Origin of the sequence: Reyranella soli (genome assembly GCF_007992495.1) — a bacterium.
Classification (GTDB): Bacteria; Pseudomonadota; Alphaproteobacteria; order Reyranellales; family Reyranellaceae; genus Reyranella; species Reyranella soli.
On record NZ_BKAJ01000069.1, the window covers coordinates 40124 to 60516 of the forward strand.

General features: G+C 62.7%; 22 protein-coding genes. 6 read left to right on the top strand and 16 right to left on the bottom strand.

Features of this window, described 5'->3' with window-relative positions:
• Positions 1–30 precede the first annotated feature (30 nt).
• From RSO01_RS19315 to RSO01_RS19335, 6 genes are all read right to left on the bottom strand, one after another.
• Positions 31–411 carry a hypothetical protein gene (locus tag RSO01_RS19315; RefSeq protein ID WP_147150901.1) on the bottom strand — a complete coding sequence of 127 codons (381 nt, stop codon included), beginning with the start codon at positions 409–411 and terminating at the stop codon, positions 31–33.
• Positions 412–540: 129 nt separating this feature from the next.
• Positions 541–963, bottom strand: a complete 423-nt coding sequence (locus tag RSO01_RS19320; protein WP_147150903.1) for a hypothetical protein — start codon at positions 961–963, stop codon at positions 541–543.
• 2 nt (positions 964–965) lie between these two features.
• Entirely contained in the window at positions 966–1127 is a 162-nt protein-coding gene (locus tag RSO01_RS47375) for a hypothetical protein (protein WP_170303195.1), read from the bottom strand.
• Between the two features lie 539 nt (positions 1128–1666).
• Positions 1667–2662, bottom strand: coding sequence for an alpha/beta hydrolase (locus RSO01_RS19325; RefSeq protein WP_246158575.1), 996 nt, complete (start codon positions 2660–2662; stop codon positions 1667–1669).
• Positions 2663–2734: 72 nt separating this feature from the next.
• On the bottom strand, positions 2735–3037 hold the full coding sequence (locus tag RSO01_RS19330) for a DUF6854 domain-containing protein (protein ID WP_147150907.1): 303 nt from the start codon (positions 3035–3037) through the stop codon (positions 2735–2737).
• Positions 3038–3114: 77 nt separating this feature from the next.
• Complete coding sequence (locus tag RSO01_RS19335; protein WP_170303196.1) at positions 3115–3591, bottom strand: hypothetical protein; 477 nt, start codon at positions 3589–3591, stop codon at positions 3115–3117.
• 594 nt (positions 3592–4185) lie between these two features.
• Between RSO01_RS19335 and RSO01_RS19340 the strand changes: the two genes are divergently transcribed.
• Positions 4186–4392 carry a hypothetical protein gene (locus RSO01_RS19340; protein WP_147150911.1) on the top strand — a complete coding sequence of 69 codons (207 nt, stop codon included), beginning with the start codon at positions 4186–4188 and terminating at the stop codon, positions 4390–4392.
• 197 nt (positions 4393–4589) lie between these two features.
• Here RSO01_RS19340 and RSO01_RS19345 read toward each other — a convergent pair whose 3' ends face one another.
• The 3 genes from RSO01_RS19345 to RSO01_RS19355 form a co-directional block, all read right to left on the bottom strand.
• Complete coding sequence (locus RSO01_RS19345) at positions 4590–4919, bottom strand: hypothetical protein (RefSeq protein ID WP_147150913.1); 330 nt, start codon at positions 4917–4919, stop codon at positions 4590–4592.
• A 74-nt stretch (positions 4920–4993) separates the two neighbouring features.
• Positions 4994–5863: an XRE family transcriptional regulator gene (locus tag RSO01_RS19350; protein ID WP_147150915.1), complete on the bottom strand. Its 870-nt coding sequence runs from the start codon at positions 5861–5863 to the stop codon at positions 4994–4996.
• Between the two features lie 490 nt (positions 5864–6353).
• Entirely contained in the window at positions 6354–7061 is a 708-nt protein-coding gene (locus RSO01_RS19355) for an XRE family transcriptional regulator (protein ID WP_147150917.1), read from the bottom strand.
• Positions 7062–7152: 91 nt separating this feature from the next.
• On the opposite strand from RSO01_RS19355, the gene RSO01_RS47380 reads away from it, so the two are divergent.
• From RSO01_RS47380 to RSO01_RS19365, 3 genes are all read left to right on the top strand, one after another.
• On the top strand, positions 7153–7476 hold the full coding sequence (locus RSO01_RS47380; protein WP_170303197.1) for a hypothetical protein: 324 nt from the start codon (positions 7153–7155) through the stop codon (positions 7474–7476).
• Positions 7477–7578: 102 nt separating this feature from the next.
• The gene (locus tag RSO01_RS19360; protein ID WP_147150919.1) at positions 7579–8034 is read left to right on the top strand and encodes a helix-turn-helix domain-containing protein; all 456 of its coding nucleotides are present in this window, start codon (positions 7579–7581) and stop codon (positions 8032–8034) included.
• Positions 8018–9499 (top strand): terminase, encoded by a 1482-nt coding sequence (locus RSO01_RS19365; RefSeq protein WP_147150921.1) that lies wholly within the window; start codon positions 8018–8020, stop codon positions 9497–9499. Before RSO01_RS19360 ends, RSO01_RS19365 begins: the two co-directional genes overlap by 17 nt.
• A gap of 34 nt (positions 9500–9533) precedes the next feature.
• Here the strand turns inward: RSO01_RS19365 and RSO01_RS19370 are convergent, their stop codons facing one another.
• Together RSO01_RS19370 and RSO01_RS19375 are read right to left on the bottom strand one after the other, a co-directional pair.
• Positions 9534–11054: a caspase family protein gene (locus RSO01_RS19370; protein WP_147150923.1), complete on the bottom strand. Its 1521-nt coding sequence runs from the start codon at positions 11052–11054 to the stop codon at positions 9534–9536.
• A gap of 125 nt (positions 11055–11179) precedes the next feature.
• Positions 11180–11593, bottom strand: coding sequence for a hypothetical protein (locus RSO01_RS19375; RefSeq protein WP_147150924.1), 414 nt, complete (start codon positions 11591–11593; stop codon positions 11180–11182).
• 388 nt (positions 11594–11981) lie between these two features.
• Here RSO01_RS19375 and RSO01_RS19380 point away from each other — a divergent pair, with 388 nt between their 5' ends.
• Entirely contained in the window at positions 11982–12269 is a 288-nt protein-coding gene (locus RSO01_RS19380) for a hypothetical protein (protein ID WP_170303198.1), read from the top strand.
• Positions 12270–12272: 3 nt separating this feature from the next.
• The gene (locus RSO01_RS19385; protein WP_147150928.1) at positions 12273–14306 is read left to right on the top strand and encodes a portal protein; all 2034 of its coding nucleotides are present in this window, start codon (positions 12273–12275) and stop codon (positions 14304–14306) included.
• 83 nt (positions 14307–14389) lie between these two features.
• Here the strand turns inward: RSO01_RS19385 and RSO01_RS19390 are convergent, their stop codons facing one another.
• The 5 genes from RSO01_RS19390 to RSO01_RS19410 form a co-directional block, all read right to left on the bottom strand.
• On the bottom strand, positions 14390–17815 hold the full coding sequence (locus RSO01_RS19390; protein WP_147150930.1) for a TM0106 family RecB-like putative nuclease: 3426 nt from the start codon (positions 17813–17815) through the stop codon (positions 14390–14392).
• A 63-nt stretch (positions 17816–17878) separates the two neighbouring features.
• Entirely contained in the window at positions 17879–18241 is a 363-nt protein-coding gene (locus tag RSO01_RS19395) for a ubiquitination-like system serine protease family protein (RefSeq protein WP_147150932.1), read from the bottom strand.
• Positions 18238–19614, bottom strand: coding sequence for a ThiF family adenylyltransferase (locus tag RSO01_RS19400; RefSeq protein ID WP_308933092.1), 1377 nt, complete (start codon positions 19612–19614; stop codon positions 18238–18240). Before RSO01_RS19400 ends, RSO01_RS19395 begins: the two co-directional genes overlap by 4 nt.
• Positions 19615–19647: 33 nt before the next feature.
• Positions 19648–20049, bottom strand: a complete 402-nt coding sequence (locus RSO01_RS19405; protein WP_147150934.1) for an E2/UBC family protein — start codon at positions 20047–20049, stop codon at positions 19648–19650.
• Positions 20049–20390, bottom strand: coding sequence for a multiubiquitin domain-containing protein (locus RSO01_RS19410; RefSeq protein ID WP_147150935.1), 342 nt, complete (start codon positions 20388–20390; stop codon positions 20049–20051). Before RSO01_RS19410 ends, RSO01_RS19405 begins: the two co-directional genes overlap by 1 nt.
• Between the last annotated feature and the right edge of the window lie 3 nt (positions 20391–20393).

The following is a 20393-nucleotide window of genomic DNA, read 5'->3' on the forward strand; positions in this document are numbered from 1 at the left end:
GCGTCCTTTGCGATGGCGAGGCCTTGCGCCTCAGCCCCACTGCTCGCTGCGCAGGCTGAGATAGGGCAGGGGCGGCGCGTCGGTGAGCGCGAGCGCCCGCAACGCCGCGGCGCAGACGATTCGCGGGTCGGACGAGATCGTGTAGACGCCGTCGGGCAGCAGCGACTTGGCGTACTTGAGCACTCCGGTGAACGGCGGGACTTCCACCCAACCCCACAGTCCCGGTTCGACGATCAGCATCTCACCCTTGGCGCGCGCTTCGGCGAGGGCGGGGCTCGCGAGATCGTTGCCGTCTTCGATTCCGTGAAGGGCGCAGTAGATCTCGACGTCGAGCGCCCGCGATGGCGCTTCGACGAGGCAGCGGTCGGCCAGCGAGGCAAGGGTGCTGGGGCCCGTGGTCAAGGTGCTCATGACAACCTAAACGCCATACAAACGCGTCAACGTTGTGGTTTTATGAAAAAATCCTGTCGATAAGATTCGGCCTACTGCATCTGGTGTTCGGTTAGTCATCGCCACCCTTTTCGTAGTGTCTCCTGCCGATCACCTGTCGGCGCGGGCGGCGGACGGCAGCGTTGCGGTCCCGCCGCCGTCCGTGTCCCTGGGGCCGAACGCGCACGGGCGACGGCTGCAGGCCTGTTCCTGGCCGGCGGCAAAGTCGCAGATTTCCATCGACCGCGTCGCTCGATCGAGGATGTAGGACTGCATCGTATGCTGATGGCCGTTGATCAGCGTGCTGTACTGGAACAGCACGAAGGTCCCGGTGAACCAGGCCCAGTTGATCGGGAACGCGCCGGCAACGGATTGCCGGTCGAAGTCGAGGACGACGGAGAGTGTGTCTTGCGGGTGAGCGGTATCGACGCATTCGACGAACACCCTGCCGTCTTGCGCGAGCGATACCGCGGGAATTGAGGCCAGCAACACCAGGCAGGCCGCAACGCCACGCACCCCGCTCGCGCGCGGCATCGTCAGCCGCCGCTGTCCCAAACGGCGCGGGCGCGCGGGTCCAGGCGCGTCGCATCGAACGCGTCTGGTTGGCGGCGCTCTTTCCCGGCATGAATCGCAACGACGGCCGCGACTTGCGCGAGAATGAACGCCGTGAATGCCAAGACTCCCAGCAGCGTATCCATCGTGAGCTCCGTGGCCTGATGTTCTCGTCCGTCAACGCTTCGAAGCGGACCGGATCGGGACAGTGACTGCCGTCTCAAGAGACGGCTGGTTCGCTATGAGGGCTCTTGCCGATCCGAGGAGCGCCAGGATCATGCCGCGCAACGCCTTGCCGCGGGCGCGCTTGGCGGCCAGCACGTAATCCGGCGTTGGCCAATACATCCTCGAGAATGCGACAGTCGCCCGCGAATTCTGATGCTCGCCCCGGTCCATCGTGGCCCCCTCAGATCGTGCAACGCTGTACTTTAGGCAGGGTCACGCGCGGATTCTGTGGCATTCCCCACACGGCGCGCCGAGGCGGGATCCGGTGCTACGTCGCCCGTCGCGTCTCACGCATCAAGCGCATGATTTGCGTGGCCTCGAGCCGGCCGCCGATCGGCAGGCCATCCGCGGTTTGAACTTTGATAGGGCACGACTCTGACCCGCGGCGCGACCGGGCCGATAGAAGCTGGCACCGGGTTTTCGCTGCCGGGGCAGCCGTTCGCTGATCGCTCGTTGCAACCTACGAGCCGTTTGCCTCGTCGAAAAAGGCCTGGACTGCCCGGAACAGCTCCAAGCGGTTCCTTTCCATCATGATGGAATGCGTGCCCTCCGCGAGTGTGACCATGCGCTTCCCGGGGGCGTTTACCAACAGGGGAAACAGCGTCTGCGCCATGTAGGTCGGCGTATCGCGATCCCATTCGGCGAGGACAAGCAGAGTCGGCACCGTGATCTTCGCCGGATCGTAGTAGGGCTTGCCGGCACCGAAGAACTCCAGGCCATCCTGCACCACGCCGTTGGGCGCGCGCAGGACCGGCGGGGTCATCGTTGCGCCGTCCGGGTCGCTCGCGAACACCGCGTCAGCCCAGGCGTCGAACCAGCCGGCGGGGATGAGGCTTGCCTTCTTGGTCTCGGGCACGCCGGTCATCCACCGCTCGAGCGCCTGCTCCCGGCGGACGGTCCGGTATGCACCGAGCGGCCCGGGCCCGGCCTGGACAAGCGAGGCAGTCTGACGAATCCAGGGCGGCGCGTAGAGCGCAAGCCGCTCGACCTTTGTCGCGTTCTGCGTGGTGTAGGTCGCCATCAACGTCGAGCCCCACGAATGGGCGAGCAGGTTGAGGCGCGCGATGTTGCGGCGCGCGAGGATGAAATCGACGACCGAGCCGATGTCCTTCACCGCAGTCTCGCCGCGCACGATGGGAGGATTCTTTTGAGCCTCCTCCGACATCTCCTTCGGCCGTGTCGACTTGCCATAACCGCGAATGTCGAGGAGGTAGACGTCGTAGCCGCGTGCGGCGATGAATTCCATCCACGATTGGCCATCGAGCCTCATATCGAACGTGGTGTGGGCGGGATAGGTCGCACCATGCACGAACAACACCGTCCGTTCAGGGCGAAACGCAGTCATCGACGCCGGTCGCTTGTTGCGCACAAAGAGGTCGATGCCGGGGTCGGCGGCCTTCACCATCATCTCTTCCGTGACCAGCTGCACGGTCTGCGCCGAAGCGGCGCCCGCCACCGTAAGGGCGGCCAACAATCCGAGGATGATTTTCGCGATCATGTAGTTCCTCCGAGTGTGACCTGCCGGACGTTAGATGTCAGCGCCGACGAGGAGCATACGCTCATGCATGACCGCACCGACTTTTGCGTTTTCCGCCAAGAGAGCCTGCAGGTCCGGGCTGCCACTCACAGTGGAGAACGATTTTGCATAGGCTGCCATGTCGGCAAAAACGACGATAAAGAGCCAATTGCCAGTGTCGGGACCGGTAAAGATCTGGTTGAGTCGGACGTCCAGCGCACCGTTCTTCATCCACAGCGCTTTTGAGCGCTTTGCGATTGCTGTTGAGGCCGCCGCATCTGGCGTCGTCCAGCGAGTTACTACCGTAACAGTCATGGTATCTCTCCCTTTGTTGGTTCTGAGCGAGCCAGGTGCAATACGATGCAGAAGGCGTCTCACCGCTTGTGTGAATGTCAGTCAGTCATGCAGTCGAATGGGAAGGGCCGTCCCGCGAGTATCAGGGCAGCTTGTAGGTGCCGGTCCATTTCAGGCTGGCGGCAATGTCGTCTTCTGCCCGTGGGCGATGGATCTGGCGGACACCGCCCATTGCGCCCGAGATGCCGACATACTTCCCGGTGCCACCCGATCAGCGTTTGTGTTTCCTTGAGCGTGTCGCCTTCGGGCGACGATGTGTAACTCGTATAGAATTTGTCGCCCGCCAAATCAGAAAACTCGCAGGTCCCCAGTTCGGTATCGAGCTTTCCCTTGATGAGGCGCAGACTTCCGACACAGCGACCCGCAACACGATCTCCGAAGCCGTCCGGCTTGTCAGCCACCAGGCCGTTCTTGCCTTCATAGACGTACTGAACATGCTCTTCACCCATGGCCACCTTCTTGAGCGTAACCTGAGCGACGATCGTCACAGCGATGTTGCCTTCCTTTGGCAACACCGTTTGGGCGCTCGATGGAAATGGGACGCAAAGCAACGCGGATGTACATAGGCTCGCAGTGAGCCATACCCGTGTGATCATGGGATGCCCCCTCATTATCCGCCCAACGAGCATCCGGCCATTCGAACAGAGGAACCTTGATTTTTGTCATTCCGGGAAATCGTATTGGCGCGGCCGTCACCGATCTCGCGCAGAAGTTATGCTCCATCGACACTGCGGCCTACGCTGACAGCGAGACCATCACGACTAGTGCGTCTGTGATCATTGAAGGACGTACCAGTTCGTCAAATCCACACTGACATTGAAGACAAGCTTCAGTTCAGGCTCGGACTCGCCAGTGACTGCAGGCTTTCAAGCATGGTGTGCAGCAAGACGAGACCGCGCGCCTGAAAGCTCGGGCGTGCGGGGTGCTTCTCGACGTCTCAGATGGATAGTCGGCCTGAAGCCGCATTGAACAAGTCTATTGCTCTCGCGTTGCCGACGGCCAATTGGGAGCAATCGGTGATAGAGCGCGTCTTCATACTTTGTCTTGCGTTGGCGGCGTGCAGCCAGCCCTCACAATCCGCAAGGGTGCCCGGCCTTTTGAGACCGGGAATGACCGAGCAACAGGTCATAGAGGCCAGCAACAATCGTCTGCCCGATCGCGTGATAGACCGAACCTGCGGCAACGAAACCGCCGCCCCATTTGCTTGCCGGATCTACGTTTACGAGGCCGCCTGGCGCGAGGGCCGCTACCGACCGAAGCAATCGGTCGTCTTCGAGCAGATCCGCGGAAGGTGGCTGGTAAGCCGGTGGCTCTGATTTTGCTGCTCAGCTCGCCCGGTTGAACTTGCCGTTCACCAGGTGGGTCTTGCTCCACTCCTTGCGTGATTCACCGGACACGAAGCGGCCATAGGCATCGGGAACGCCCTCCAGCCTCGCGGCGCGTGGCAGCCCCGATTACAGGCTCGCCGCTGAGGACCATCGCCCCACACGGCGCGCCGAGGCGGGATCCGGTGCTACGTCGCCCGCCGCGTCTCACGCATCAAGCGCATGATCTGCGTGGCCTCGAGCCGGCCGCCGATCGGCAGGCCATCCTTGACCGCGAAAATGCCGACGGCACGTGCCCGGCGGAACTCGCCGTCTTCGTACTCCCGATAGGTATCGAGGGCATCGTTCAAGGTCGGCCGGTGCTCGTACTCGTAGTCGCCGGCACGGCCGTCGCTGCTTGTCTCCTGCCACCACGAGACGACGACGAAGGCGTCGGCCTGTCCCAGGAGGGCGGCGCAATCGACCTGCCAGGCCGACAGGCGCCTGGCACGGCTGGCGAGGGCTTCATCAGAGGACATGGCGGCTCCTGCTCCGGGAGCCACGATATGATAACTATGGTTATTTTTGTCAAGAGGGCCGGGTTATCCCCAGGTCAGCTTGCGCGGTTGTACTTGCCGATCACCAGGTGCGCCTTCTGCCATTCACGGCGCGACAAGGTGTAGGTCTTGGCCGGATTGTACTGTTTGACCGTCCAGCTCGCCTCGTTACGCCGGACCAGCCGCTTGATCAGCACGTAGCGCGAGCCGTCGGCGGTCTCGCGCAGGAAGACGCAATCGTCGCCCGGCGAGACGTCACTCGACGGATTGACCAACAGCAGGTTGCCACGCTCGTAGGCCGGCTCCATCGAATCGCCGGACACGAAGCAGCCATAGGCCTCCTGTATGCCTTCGAGACGTGGATCGCGCGGGATCCACGACACCGGCTCGCTTGACAGGAGCATGGCGCCCTCGCTGCCGCCCTGCGCAGAGGCGAATACCTGTAGCGGCGGGCGTCCGCTCGCTGCTCGCGCTGCGGCGCTCGCTGCCGCTGCACCGGCGCGGCGGCCGCGCTTGCCGCCTTCGGCGAGCGACAGATCGTCGTCATCGCCGGCCAGCGACACACCAACCGTCTTGTCGCCACGGTTCGACTGCAGCCAGTTGACTGACAGCTGCAGCGCCTGCGCGAGCTGCACGATCGACTTCGGCTCGGTGTCGCCGCGTCGTTCGATCTGCGCGATGCCGCCTTGTGTGATGGAATAGCCGGCGCGTGTTACGCGCCGCGCCAGCTCGGCCTGGGACCAGCCCTTGGCCTTGCGCTCAGTTTTGACCCGTTCGCCAAGTGTCGTCATGACGGCAATGCTAGCGCAGTTATTGATAACTGAGGTTTCAATAAAATATAACATTGGTGGATAAATTCCCGGCCATGGACCTCTCTTGAAGGCCGTGACCCGGGCCAGCGGGCAGTCCGCCTTGGCGAGGCGCATCGGCAAGACACTATCGCATATCGCTCAGTGCTTGCGGCGCGGCCGGGTCGGTCCGACCGCCTGCCCGACGTGTTCGGCAAGCTGCCCCAGCCCAGCGAGGCCCTCCGATGACGTCGACGCACAGTCCGTTCGCCCGGCGGTGGGCGGAGATCGAGACGCGCGCGCCGGAAGCTGGGCGCTCTCCGCCCATTCAGGCAGCAATTGATGCTATTTCCACTGGGAGGCGTGATTTCAGCGAATGCTGAAATAGGCGGAATTGGTGAAATCTATTGCGAAGTTTCACTGTCCGTCCTGTTTTCAACAAATGCTGAAAACGGCTCATTTAGTGAAAGGCCTGGAAGGTGAAGAGCAACCGACACCCGGTTCGGGCTAAGTTGCCTTCGCCTCCTCAGGCAAGAGCACTACGGCGCCATCCGGAGCTGCCTTTTGGAGCTTGACGACCGAGCTGGGGCGTTGTCGCCAAAGGAATTTCGGGAGAGGCCCCGCGTCCTCAGCTCGCCCGATTGTACTTGCCGATCACCAGGTGCGCCTTGCGCCACTCCTTGCGCGACAGGGTGAACGTCTTCGGTGGATTGTACTGCTTCACCGTCCAACTCGACTCGTTTCGACGGACCAGCCGCTTGACCAGCACATAGCGCGTGCCGCTCTTGTCCTCGCGCATGAATACGCCGTCGTCGCCCGGGTTGACCGCCGCCTTCGGGTTGACCAGGAGGATGTTCCCCTTCTCGTAGGCGGGCTCCATCGAGTCTCCGGAGACAAAGCACGCATAGGCCTCGTCGATCCCCTCCAGGCGGGCATCGCGCGGCAACCATGCTACGGGCTCGTTGCTGAGCGTCATCGCGCCTTCGTCCCCGCCCTGGGCGGAGGCAAAAACCTGCAGTTGCTGCCGCGGCTCTGGGATGGCCGCCGGCCGCGTTCCCGCGCGCCCTCCGGATGGCAACATGCTGAGCTGCAGATTGTCTACGGTGACGCCGGCAGTCTTCTCTCCGTGGGTGCTCTGCAGCCAGGTCACCGACACACCGAGCGCCTGCGCAAGCTGGACGATCGATTTCGGCTCGGTCTCGCCGCGGCGTTCGATCTGCGCGATGCCGCCTTGCGTGATCTGGTAGCCCGCCTTGGTCACCCGCTGCGCCAGCTCCGCCTGCGACCACCCCTTGGCCCGGCGCTCCGTCTTTACCCGCTCGCCTAATGTCGTCATGGAAAACCTCGTCGGCGTGACTGCACTGCTGTCATTTCCAGTGCATAACTAAGATATTGACTGAATACCATGGTCACGTCAAGTTATCATCATGTCGACATCGCCCTATCCATCGCTGCTCGTTGCCCCCACCACACCGCACGCCCTGCCGTGTTTCAGGCTCTCGGATGGCATGCAGGATCTGCAATCGGCTTTCCGCAGACCGCTCTGGGATACCGAGTGTGCCAGTATACTGGTCGAATGTGCAGACCGCTGTACCAACGCCGAGATCGCCGACCTCATTGCCGCGCGGACCGGCATGCGGTTCAAGCCGAAGACGGTGAGTGACCGCCGTGCAGCGCTTGGCCTCGGCGCGCCTGGCCGTAATGACTGGACATCCCCCCTGCGACGCCTGAGGCCCTGGCAGGGCGGTTGATGCGCCAATGGTCCTTCATCGTCGTTGACGACGAAGGCTTGACTCTCCCACCGGATTTTGTGGCCTGTCCTTGCCGACACTCACTTCGAGGAGATCGGCACCATGGGCAAGCGCGGCCCCGCATCCAGCTTCAAACCCGACTTCTGCAACCTTGCCCGCAAGTTCTGCATTCTCGGCGCCACCAACGAGAACCTGGCTGAGCTTTTCGAGGTCAGCGTCGCCACCATCAGCAACTGGCTGCGCGACTTCCCCGAATTCAAGGAGGCCGTAAGCCAGGGCCGCACGGTCGCCGACGCCGACGTTGCCGAGAAGCTCTACGCGCGCGCCATCGGCTACGAGCGCGAGGCCTCGCGCTACTTCCAGACGCCGGACGGGCCGCAGGAAGTGAAGTACACCCAGCACTACGCGCCCGACACTGCCGCTTGCATGTTCTGGCTGCGCAACCGCCGGCGCGACCTGTGGCGCGACAAGATCGAGGTCGAGCATCACGCCTCCGACGAGTTGCTGGCGTTGCTCGACGCCGCCGGTGAGCGCCTGGCCAATGCCAAGCGCGACTGAGGCCGACCGCCGCCTGCACCGCGAGATCGGGGCCCTGCGCTTCGATCCGCTGGGCTTCGTCATGTTCGCCTTCCCCTGGGGCATGCCCGGTGCGCTCGCGACCGAGACCGGACCGGAACCGTGGCAGGCCCGGGTGCTTGTGAGCCTGGGCGAGGGCGTGCAGGCGCGCGGCGAGGCCGTGCGCTCGGCGATCGCCTCCGGTCACGGCGTCGGCAAGTCGGCCCTGGTCTCGTGGATCATCCTCTGGGCGCTGTCGACGCGGCCTGGTACGCGCGGCGTCGTCTCGGCCAACACCGAGGGTCAGCTCCGCACCAAGACCTGGCCCGAGCTCGCCAAGTGGCATGGCCTCTGCCTTGTCCGTGACTGGTTCACCTACACCGCCACCTCGCTCCATTCCGTCCAGCCCGGCCGCGACAAGACCTGGCGCGTCGATGCCGTCACCTGGTCGGAGAACAACACCGAGGCTATTGCCGGCCTGCACAACAAGGGCCGCCGCGCCTTCGTGCTGCTCGACGAGGCGTCGGCCATCCCCGACGCCGTGTGGGAGACCATCGAGGGCGCGCTGACCGACGCCGATACCGAGCTGCTGTGGGCCGTCTTCGGCAACCCGACGCGCAACACCGGCCGCTTCCGCGAATGCTTCGCCGGCGGCCGCTTCGCCCATCGCTGGAAGGCCGAGCAGGTCGATTCGCGCTCGGTCTCGATCACCAACAAGACGCAGATTGCGGAGTGGGTGAAGGATTACGGCGAGGAATCCGACTTTGTGCGGGTGCGCGTGCGCGGGCAGTTCCCGCGCGCCGGCAGCATGCAGTTCATCGACTCCGAGCGGGTCGACCAGGCCTTGAAGCGCGAGCTGGTCGAGGATCCCGCGGCACCCCTGGTCATGGGCATCGACGTCGCCCGCAGCCTCAGCGGCGACCAGAGCGTCATCCGCTTCCGCCGCGGCCTGGATGCACGCTCGATCCCGGCCGTGAAGTTCCGCATCGCCGACCTGATGCTGATCGCCGGCCGCGTCATGGAACTGGTGCAGGAGCACGCGCCCGACGCCGTCTTCCTCGACGGCACCGGCATCGGATGGGGCGTCCACGACCGCCTGCTACAGCTCGGCTGTCCGAACCTGGTCGGTGTCGATTTCGGCGGCAAGCCCGATCGCGAGGGCGCCACGGCCCGCTACGCCAACAAGCGCGCCGAGATGTGGGGCTTCATGAAGGACTGGTGCGTCGCCGGCTGCCTGCCCGACGATCGCGATCTCGTGGCCGACATGACCGGCGTCGAATACGGCTACGACGCCGGCAATGCACTGCTGTTGGAGCGCAAGCAGGACATGCGCCGCCGCGGCCTGGCGTCGCCGGATGATGGCGACGCACTCGCCCTTACCTTCGCCTATCCGGCGATCCGCCGCGACTGGGCCGCCGAGCGGCGTTTGGAGGAGAAGCTCGCGAAGCTCAAGCGATGGGTAGTATGATGCCTGATTGAGTAAGCCATTAGCACGCTTCGAGCTATCGGGTGCCGATTTCCCTCACGCCGAAGGCACGAGCAGGAAACTCGGATCCATCCGAGGAAAACTGGACCGAGAGATTTTGATTCAAGTTGTAGGCTGGGGATTTGCCTCCAGTGCGTCCGCCCCTTAACCAAATCCAAGAACCGGCTCCAATCTTGGAGAAGATGGGATCGATGTGGGCCGGAAAGTTCTTGCCCGCTGTGAAGTACCCTGTGCCGGCTGTCTTGGCCGGGTCGAACAGCGTTGCTACTTGCTGACTCGTGGGCAAAGACCAATTGCCACCGCAACTCTGCAAGTTTCGGACCCATGACGACGCGTCTGACCAGCTCAGATTGTCGTCGGGCCCAACATACCACTCCAGATTTGTTTGCCTGTCTTTAATGCTCCCACAGGGTTCTGGGATGTATCGAGCATTCAGAGCGGCCGATTGCTGGGTTTGAGCTGGCGGCGCGGGTGATGGAGAAACGTGCGGTGTGGGCGCTGGAGACACCAATGGTACAGGCGCTGGGGACGCAGGCGGCACAGGTGGCGCTGAAGGTGGGGCGTCGCCTTTCGGTGTGGCTTGAGGGCTTGGAGAGGTTCTGTTGTCCGACTCTTGAGTCGGCCGCATCGCTGTCGATGTTGTGATGAAGAAGAACTCGCCGCTGTTGTTTCCAATCCGGGAGTAGTAGATGCGCGGCGTCATCTTTATCTCATCTCTTACTTCAGCGCGCTTTCGATCCAGAGCCTTGTTTATCTGGACCAACACCTCACTAAGAGACACATAGAGATCTCCAGTGCTATAAGCGCTATTGCCACGTGCGGCCGAGAGAAACGCCTGAGTAAATAAGCTCTCGCCATTAACGATAAAGCTTTGTTCACCCTCCGTGCCTGCAGTCAGAAGATGGTGTGCGGGCTGCCGCAGTCGACTCAGTGTTTTCCTTTCCACCTCCGACTTCGGCTCGAATGCCGCAAGCCCGCTAAAGCATGCATCAATGAGAAACAGGCTGTGCCGTGCACTAAAGAAGTTTTCTGTCCACTGCCGAAGCCGCGGCATGTCTATCATCAAATTCCAGCTATCCCTCGTAGCGTCGGCCAAGGCCAAGTAGCCTCTCTTCTGACCATCCGCCAACGGCCGCGTCAGTCCATGGCCAGAGAAGTAGAAGAGGAATCGGTCACTCGGCCCTACCATACTGGGCAAAACCTTATCCATAAGCTCTTCAATACGACTTTTGGACGCGTGCTCATCTGTAAGTGTCACGATGTAGTCGAAGCCCGCCTCATCTTTCAAAAAGTTATGCATGCGCACAGCATCAGATGCAGGCGCCGAAAGGGAAGGGAGTCGCGGATCCTTCCGATAGTTGCCAACGCCAATGACAACAGCATAGCTCTTGTTGAACGTGCTGCCGAAGACTTGCGACACGGCTTGTCGGACCGCATCTGCAGTGTCTTGCTGCCGAACATAGGCTAGCTCGCGCGCGTCGGCGCTACCTGCAGCCAGAACGAGAAGGCAGAGAGCAAACCAGTAGCGCAAATGCATTTCCGCCTCCTATTTTGGATTTCGCTGTCCTAGGAGTTCGGCTTGCTTGTCGAAAATCACCTTCCAGAAGAAGCCGTTCTGAAACGAGACGAGCAGGATCATCAATTCAGGTAGGCCGACGTTCGTCAGGTTGACAAGGATGTCTGGTACGATGAGATGAGGGGGATGAAGATAATTGGCGAAGCAAGAGCAGGCTTGAGCCACGACCATCGGACCTGTGCACCATCTCCAAAATAGTATGATTGGGCGACGATGCCGGCAACCATTGCAACGTACATAACGACTACCATGCCCCAGGATGTCGTTTCGGAAACGCCTTTTGGTTCTATCGCCGAAGGCAAAGAAGATCGGACTAAAACGGCAAGGGCGACCAAGACTGCCAGGCCCAGCGCAACGGCAATGAGGACCGACACGCGCATGCCGATGCTTCTCGTCGCGGGTGATTCTGAACGACGCGGCTTCACCCAGAACTCGATCAAGAAAACGCCCAGGAGTGCGATCGTGGAACCCGCGAGGATCCAAATGCTTCCATGATCCATGTCCACCTCCCCGCGAGATCAGACCCAGACGAAGCACCTACGACGATGAACCCTATTATCCCATATGCACTGAGAGTGGTCGCGTCTTATCCGCCGGCGAAGGAAACCTGAGCTGCAACTATTCGCTCGATCACCTGACGTCCGCTCTGTGACTTCAAGCACCTTAATGAACGCGTAGAGAAATAGATTGAGGACTTATAGCACAATACACGCATAAGTAGGCGCTTGAGTCAACCCCGATGGTTGGCGGCAGAACAAGTGGGAGCGGTGGCTGGGCAGAGTTTCAAGCATTGACTTCCCCGCAGGAAATTGTGGCCTATCCCTGCCGACTCCCATTGGAGGATCGGCAGTGCCCCACGACAGCAGCGTAACCCACGGACCTCAGCGATTGGCCGACAGTGACCTCCTGGCCCTCCTGCGCCAGGAGCAGGCAGCAGGCGCCAAAGTCGGGGCCGAAGCCACCTCCAGCAAGACCGTCCCCATGGACACCTTCAAATGGGTCGTCGGCGGCCTGCTCGGTGCCATCGTGATCGCTGTCGGCTGGTTCCTGAATGGCATCCAGTCCGACATGCGCGACGTCCGCAAGGAGGTGACCGGCATCCGGGTCGAGGCGGCCGTCACCAACACCAAGCTCGAAGAGCTGATCGCCGAGTTCCGCCGCCGCAACCCGCGCTGATCCGTGCCTCGTCCCAAGCCTGCCCTTTCCGACGAGGATCTCCTCGCCCTCCTGCGCAAGGAGGAGCAGGCCGCCGCTGGGTTCCAGGACGGCACCCTCGCCGCCCTGCGCCGCCAGGCGCTGGCCTACTACGACCGCCAGCCCTACGGCGACGAGCAGGAGGGCGCCTCGCAGGTCGTCACCTCGGAGTTCGCCGACGTCATCGAATCCCTGATGCCCGGCCTGATGCGCGTCTTCACCGCCGCCGACGATCTCGTCCGCTTCACGCCCGGCGCGCCGGGACAGGAGAAGTGGGCCGAGGAGGCGAGCGCCTACGTCCCGCACGTCCTGATGCGCGAGAACGACGGCTTTCGCATCATCTCCGGCCTGTTGAAGGACGCCCTGATGTACCGGCTGAGCGGCGTCACCGTCGACCTCGAGGAGGTCGACGAGACACGTACCCTGCCGGTGCAGGGCCTCCCGCAGGACGCCATCGATCTCGTCATGGCCGCCGCTGAGCAGCAGGGCGCGACGGTGACCCTCGACCTCGAGCCGGAGTTCGCACAAGGGCGGCCGGCGCCGATGTCCTTCCTGGCCGCCCTCGACGCCGGACCGTCGCAGCCGCCGGCGGCGCCCGGCGAGCAGCGCCTGTCCGGCACGATCACGCTGACGCATCGCCGGCAGCGTGTCGCCATCGAGAACATCGCCCCGGAGGACATCCGCTTCAGCCCGGGCGCGCGCACCGAGGACAAGGCCTCGTTCCTTGGCTTCATCAAGCGGGTCACGGCCTCCGACCTGGTCAAGCTCGGGCTGAACCCTGGGGAAATCGACGACCTGAACGCCGACCGCCCGCCCTCGACCGAGGAAGCGCAGCGCAACGAGGGCCTGGTGGACGGCGAGCCGCGCAGCGGCCAGGACGCAAACGGCCGGCCCGACAGCGAGCGCCCGCTGTGGCTGGTCGTGGCCTACATCCGCGCCGATACCGACGGCGACGGCAAGTCCGAGCTGGAGCGGGTCGTCTACGCCCATGGCGGCACGAACGGCGGCCGCATCATCGAACGCATGCCCTGGGAGGGACCGGCCGCGATCGCGCTGGCCACGCCAATCCTGATGCCCCACAGCCTCGTCGGCCGCTCGCTGTTCGACCAGACGCAGGACCTCCAGCTGATCGGCTCGGTCATCACCCGCGGCCTGCTCGACAACCTCTACCTCGTGAACCGGCCACGGCCGGTCATCAGCGACCACGTCAACATCGACAGTCTGATTGACTGGACACCGGGTTCGCCCATCCGCCTGCGCGCCGGCGCCCGGCCGGGCGACAACCACGTCGCCTGGCTGCAGGTGCCCAACGTCACCGACGGCGCGCTGACGGCGCTGGAGCATCTGGCGACGGTGCGCGAGAATCGCACCGGCGTCAGCCGCTACAACCAGGGCCTCGATGCCGACAGCCTCAATAAAACGTTGGGCGGGCTCAACCGCATAATGTCGGCAAGCCAGCAGCGACAGGACCTGATTGCCCGCGTCTTCGCCGAGACCGCGATCAAGCGGCTCTATCGTCTGATCTATCGCGCCATCAAGCGCGCGGCGGCGGGACCGCTGCACTATTGGCCGGGGGAGGGCGGCGCGTTCGTCAGCTGCGATCCCAGCCAGTGGCCCGATGACATGGACCTGTCGGTCGACGTCGTGGGCATAGGCAACCGCGAGCAGGCGTTGGGCCATCTTGCCCTGGTTGGCAGCCTGCAGGAAAAGCTGATCGCCCTGCAGGGTGGCGCCAACGGACCGTTCGTGACGGTCGCCAACATCGCGAATGCCGCGCAGAAGCTCACCGCGACACTTGGCTATCGGACATCCGGACTGTTCTTCCAATCGCCGGAGGCGGCAGCCAGGACAGGCGCCGCGGGCCCGCCATCATCACCGGTTGATGCAACGTTGCTGGTGGCACAGGCCGAGATCGAGATCATGCGCGACAAGGCTGCCGCCGAGATTGCCATTCGACGGGACAAGGCACGCGCCGATGTCGAGATCGCCTGGTTCAAGGCGCGTCAACGGGTAGTGTGACGCCGGCGCACGACCTTCCCGCCGGAGCGCGAGGCAATTGGGCGTACTGACCCTCTTAAGCCAGTGGACCGGCTTATCGTCAGTCACGTCCCAGATTTGCTCATCGTAGCGCCTGGGGGCGGTAGCGTTTTCGCCAGTTCAAGGTATCGGCAGAAGCCGTTTGCGAGGAGCATTTGTCGTGGTGTTCTCGTCTCGGCCTCGAACACGCTTGGCGATCCGACGAGTATGCACAGACACCGCGCACGAGATGTCGCCACATTGAGCCGATTGGCACTGTAGAGAAACTCCATGCCGCGAGGTGCGTCGGCGTGACTGGACGTCGTCATGGAGTAGATGACAATAGGCGCTTCCTGCCCCTGGAACTTGTCGACTGTTCCGATGCGGCCGGCGGGGATTCGACGTTGAAGCTCGAAAACTTGGGCGTTGTAGGGGGCGATGATCAGGATGTCGTTGATCGTGATGGGTGCTTCCGTCCCTTCGCGGTTTACCCAAGTCGATTTGGCTGACAGAATCGAGGCGACCAAGCCTTTGACGACTTCGGCTTCCTCTACTGATGAGCTCTGGTTGCCCTTGTGCTGAACAGGAATGTAGCGAAGACCGGTCCCATAAAGTAGCCCGGTTGACCGAATGGTCTGATGCTCAAGCCCCTGCCGCGAGTGCAGGCGGCTGTCGTAGTAAAGCTCCGATGTGAACGTGCAAATGTCGGGGTGCAGTCGCCAGGTTTCTTCGAGGAAGAGCCCCCTATCTGGCGGAATGGTCGCGTGCTCCCCGAGGATGTGGTCGAGAGCCGAGACGTCGGTGCCCTCCGGATGGCTACCCTGCATGGGTTGCTCGAGCTGGCGCGGGTCGCCGAGCAAGACCAAGCTCTTTGCGGCCTGCGATACGGCCAGGACATTGGCGAGTGACATCTGCGCAGCTTCATCGATGAAGAGCACATCGACGGCCTCGAAGGCTTCCGGAAGTGCCCAAAGCCAAGCGGTGCCGCCCGCCACGGGGTAGGTGCCACCGATCTTCGTCAGCACTTCGTCGTTCTTGAGCGTGAAGTCGATGCTTGCGATGTTGTCTGTCTTCTCCCTAACGCGCTGGAGAGAACGTACAGGTGTGTTGGTCTCCTTCGCTGCCTTGGCAACTTCGTCCAGCAGGTTTCGGATGACCTTATGGCTATTAGCCGTGACGCCTACGCTCATACTGGCCCGCGCAAGAGCGCAGACCATGCGGGCACCTGTGTATGTCTTGCCCGCTCCGGGTGGGCCCTGGAGTGGCAGGACGGCTCGATCGAGCAACGTGGCTAATCGAGTAGCTGCCTCAGCCGCAGTTTCTCCGGGTTTCCTGAGCTCGTCATTACCAATGCGAGGCGCGATCATCATGAGGAGATCGCGGGCCGCTCTGTGCGGCCCATCGCCTTCAATACCGTTGATCGCGACATGTTCGGCGAGACGGAAGAGCGACTCCGCCAACACGTCAGTGCCAATGACTTCGTGAGCGTAAACGGCGGGTGGGTGGACTTCTGCGGTGTCCTTGCGCTTCTTGATGTCGACCGTGCGGGCTTCTTGGTCGATGTCGACGACGGAGCCGAAGTGCTGGCCGCCAGCGCTGCGGAGCTTGGCGTCGGGCCGGATGTCGGTGTCTTGGGGCAAGAAGGCATAGCGATGTACCGGTGTGCGTCCCGCAGCGGGAACAACGGCTTGGAACGAGAGCCCGGATACGGCAGCTCGTTCGTCAAGCAGGTCGTCTGCGGATAGGTCTCTCAGTCGAAAATGCTCCCACCAGGTGGCTTTTTGCTCGCGCCGATGCCAGTCGAGGATATAGGCCAGAATCCATCGGGCGTGTTGGGCTGTCGTGCGATCCTTCGGGTCGACCGGTACATTGCGCGTCAGGCGTTCGATGATGGGTGCAATGCGCCGCTGCCACTCGGCGATTTCTTCGTTGGCTTCGCCAGGCTTTGGAATGGGGCGGGGGATCTGGTAGCCGTTGGTGATCTGCTGATTGCGCAGTTGTTCCAGCCATTGCCGCAGTTCGGCTGCCGCAAGGCAGTCCTCGCGGTTGTAGGCTTGGACGATGTCCTTGTCCTGGGCGAGGATACTGTCAATGTCACCGAGCTCAAGGCAGGCTTGGACCTTGATGAGCGCTGTGCCGGATTCATCAAGGGCCTGGGCTCTCTTGAAGCCGAACAGTGGTTCGAGCTTCTTGATGGAATAGCTTTCGACGCCGGCGCGGATAGCGTGTCGCACCACGGCGTACAGATCGACGAACAGCTCGGCCCTGAGCATGTGGTCGATTTCGTTCTCCCGAGTCGCATAGCGCCCCATGAGCCGCTTGAGTGCCGCAGGCTCGTATGGCGCAAAGTGGTAGATGTGAAGGTCCGGAAAGGTCTCAAGACGCTTCATGACGAAATCAACGAAGCGCTCGAATGCCGCCTTCTCGGCCGCGCGCGTGATGGCCCAGTCGGCGGTGTAGGTGAGAGGGCCGTCCTTGGCGTAGGCGTACCCGAAGAGAAACTCGAGGCCGCCCTTGTCGACGAACGGGTCGCCTTCGAAGTCGAGGAATATGTCACCTTCCGACGGCTGCGGTAGGCGCGATAAGCCGAACGCTGGAACGACCGGCAAGAGTTCGTAGACAGGCGCAGTCGCCGTCCGGGCCTGCACCTGAACCCGAGCTTGTTCGCGAACCTTGGTGTAGGTCTCGATCGCGCCCCGTTCCGGCTTCCAGGTCAAAGGAAGTGGTATAGTTGCGAGTGAAGTCGTTGAGCTGACACCTCTGGCGGTCAGCTCGTAGATCTGTGCCTTCGATATGCCCGCTACGAGGGAAAGGTGATCGTCCGCCCGCCTCTTGCTGTCGCAGTGGTTACGCCAGCGGCAAATGTCACAGTGAGGATTGGGCTCGGGGTAGGTGTCTGGAGAAGGGACGGCAGCGACTGAGCTCTCAAGACTGGCTCGTACGTGGCGATAGTAGGCCGCATAGTCGGCGATCCTGTAGGGCTCGGGCTCGGCAAGCTCCGGCGTGACGATGTATGCATATTCCGGGGCTTGGCCTTGTGCATGCTCAACTAGAGCGGAGTAGAGGCACAGCTGTAGGACTGAACCTCCCTTGGTTTCGCGAGCGAGCTTGGTGTCGGTGACTTCGTAGGACCACGGACCAAATGCGCTCGGTGTCTCCTTCCGGCGCAAGATGTCGGTCCGGCCACTCCATCGGCCATACTGAAGTGCGCCCTGAACGATGACCTGGGCGCCAGCGGCCATAGCAGCAATGGTCGCGTCGACCGCGAACTGGTCGACCGTAATTCCGTCAATGGTAACGATCGGCAGTCCCTGCCCCTCAAGGCGTTTGACGTATTCCGCCTCATGGCGTTTGCCTCGCTCAGACAGAATGTCGAGAAGCGGGTCCCAGATCACAGGTCGCGTAGCAAGGCCGTCCGCGACACGCCGATCGAGCATAGTTAGGTAGCGGCAATTGAGGTGGCCGACCAAATCCGACGCGGTGAGGTGCAGCTCTGCGTTGATCTTCTGCATATTGCCACACTTATCACAGCTCGGTTTTAGAAGCCAAAGCTCGGGAGGGAAGGTTGTCGGACATCAGCACCAGATGACTCGTCCTCGCCTCAGCCAGAAGTGCGAACCGCATCCCTTCTTGCGCCACACCGACGGATGGAGCGTGGGCGTACCGTCCTCTTCCTGGCGAACTGTCCAGCAGGGTCGCTCGTCGGTGAGGAGGTTCATGTGGAGAACCTGCTTGCAACCGCACGGGCAGATCATCGCGGCCTGCTCATCGTAACCATCCTCGCTGACCACGTAGAGCTTGCGGCGGCCGAGGTGGCGGGGCAGCGCCTCGCTCACCGGCTCGATTTGGATGGACGGCTGGATGGCCGCCCAGACTCGCTTTGTCTTGGTGCGGCAGGTGTCGAGCAGCGACGCGAAGAGTCGGACAATCCAGTTCATGCGGCGCTCCTGCGAGCGAAGTCCATCAAGCCGACGAGCGGTTCGACGTCGCCACGTCCGACGCACTTCTTGAGGATCGGACAAGGGTCGCTCTCAGGATCGGTGATGATCTCCATACTCGAGAGGCTGAAGGTGACGGCAGCGAAGTCGCCGTTTGGCTCCTCGCGAAACGGATGAAGCCGGGCCAGGAACTCGTTTGCGGCCAAGGACGATCCGAGCATGTTGACGCTGATCACGGCGGGCCGGTGGCCCTGCACACCTTTGATGTAACCGTCCTTTACCTGCCGCGCGTGCGCGGCGGGATCCTTGCGCCTGAGGCCGGCGGCGGCGATCTCCTGCATCGTGAAGAGCCCGCGGCTCATGAGGCTCGATCGCCCCGGTTGGATGTAGTTGATCGTGCCGCAGACCTCGCGAATCTTTCCCTTGCGCGGTCCGTCGGGCACGGCATCCAGGCGCACGCCGATGTCGAAGTATGGGATGTTGTAGTAGGTCGCGATGGTGTTGAGCAGGAAGCGGCCGTCAACGGTATCCATGCAGCCGAAGAGGACATCACACTCGGCGATCGCGCGGACAACCTCGAGGTCCCAAAGGCTGCGCGTGAAGCGCCTGACCTTCGTTCCGAGCCCCATACGCTCGACGGCGTCGGCGAGCACATCGACCTTGAAGCGCGCCTGGCGCACGTCCTCCATGGTCGAGTTGATAACGCGGTTGACGTTCCGCGCCTCCATACGATCATCGTCGACCGAGACGATTTCGCCGGCGCCGAGTCGGGCGAGCTGCTCGACGGTCGGCGATCCGGTGCCGGACGCACCGACGGCGCCGGCGGTAAGGCGCTGCAGGCGCCGGATCGTGCCGACATCGAAGGCCTGAGCGTGGGAGGCCACGAAGGCGGGAACGCTGTCGCCGGCCTCGTCCGCAAACCAGAAGTGCAAGTCGTCGCCCGCGACCGAAATCAGTTCGATGGGCCTGACCGTGTCATCGCTGTCATAAATCCGGCCGAACATGCGGCCGCACGGCAACATGATTGCACTCCCATGCGGCACGTCGGCCTCGACCCAGCCGTGGACGAGCGGAAAAAGCTTGGCGTCGGCGGCGTCATCGAGCGCGGAGAACCTGCTGTATCCGCCGGGATGGCTGTGCACCTTGATGAGGGTGAGACCGAGCGCGGCCGCGCGGTCCAGCAGCGGCGCTATGGCATCGGTTGGCCACGTCACCTGATCGGGCGTTCGAACGGTACAAGCGTCATGCGGCACGTAGAAGACGTCCTGGACCGTGAGACGGAGCTTGCGCTCGCCGTCACGACGGCCGCAGGCGAGGAAAGCGACAGCTTCGTTGCCGTCGCCGGGATAGATTCGCGCGGAGTGCGCAATGATGCATGCCCGCCAATGCGAGCGTCGTCGATCTGGTCATTCGCCGAATTCCCGAGCCAGCCAATCTTCAATGAGGGCGACGTGGGAGCCGAGGTCGTCCTCGCCCGGCTTCCACGGGTTCTGGGTCGTGCGGTGCCTCGACCAGCGCTGATAGGATCGGCCCGCAATGATCTGGTTGGCGCTGGTGGCACCGATGGGCTTGCCATCGATACGCACGAGCGCCGGATAGAAATAGACCATGTCGAGCTGCGTCAACGGATAGCCGGTCTCGAGGCGGACCGCCGTGGTGACAACCTTGTGGTTGTAGCCCGGATGCGTCGGAAATTCGTGCATCAGAACCCACGGCGAACCGTCTTGGACCGCCTCCCACGGCAGACCGTAGTTCTGGAGGAACAGGTGGTCCGGCGGTAGGAGCTCGAAGTCGCGGCGGAGGGCCATTACTGGCCCTCCGTCTGATCGCGCGGCAGCGCCTTGAACTTCTCGACGCCGGGGCGGCGCAGATCGACCTTCTCGTGCAAGCCGATCTTCTCGGGGCGATGGCCCGCAAGCTTGATGCGCAGGGTGTAGTCCTGCGGGGGCACGAGGCCCGCGAGGGTGAGGATGGCGGCACCGGTCGGCGTCGGCTCGTTCACGACGTAGGGCTGGCCGTTCACCTTGATACGGTAGCCCTTGGCGAGCGGCGGCCGCTTGCCGAGCTTGGCGTACTCTTCGAGGTCGACGACTTCCTCGACGACGAGTTCGACACCGTCATCGATCATCTGGCGGACATGGTCTTCCATCTT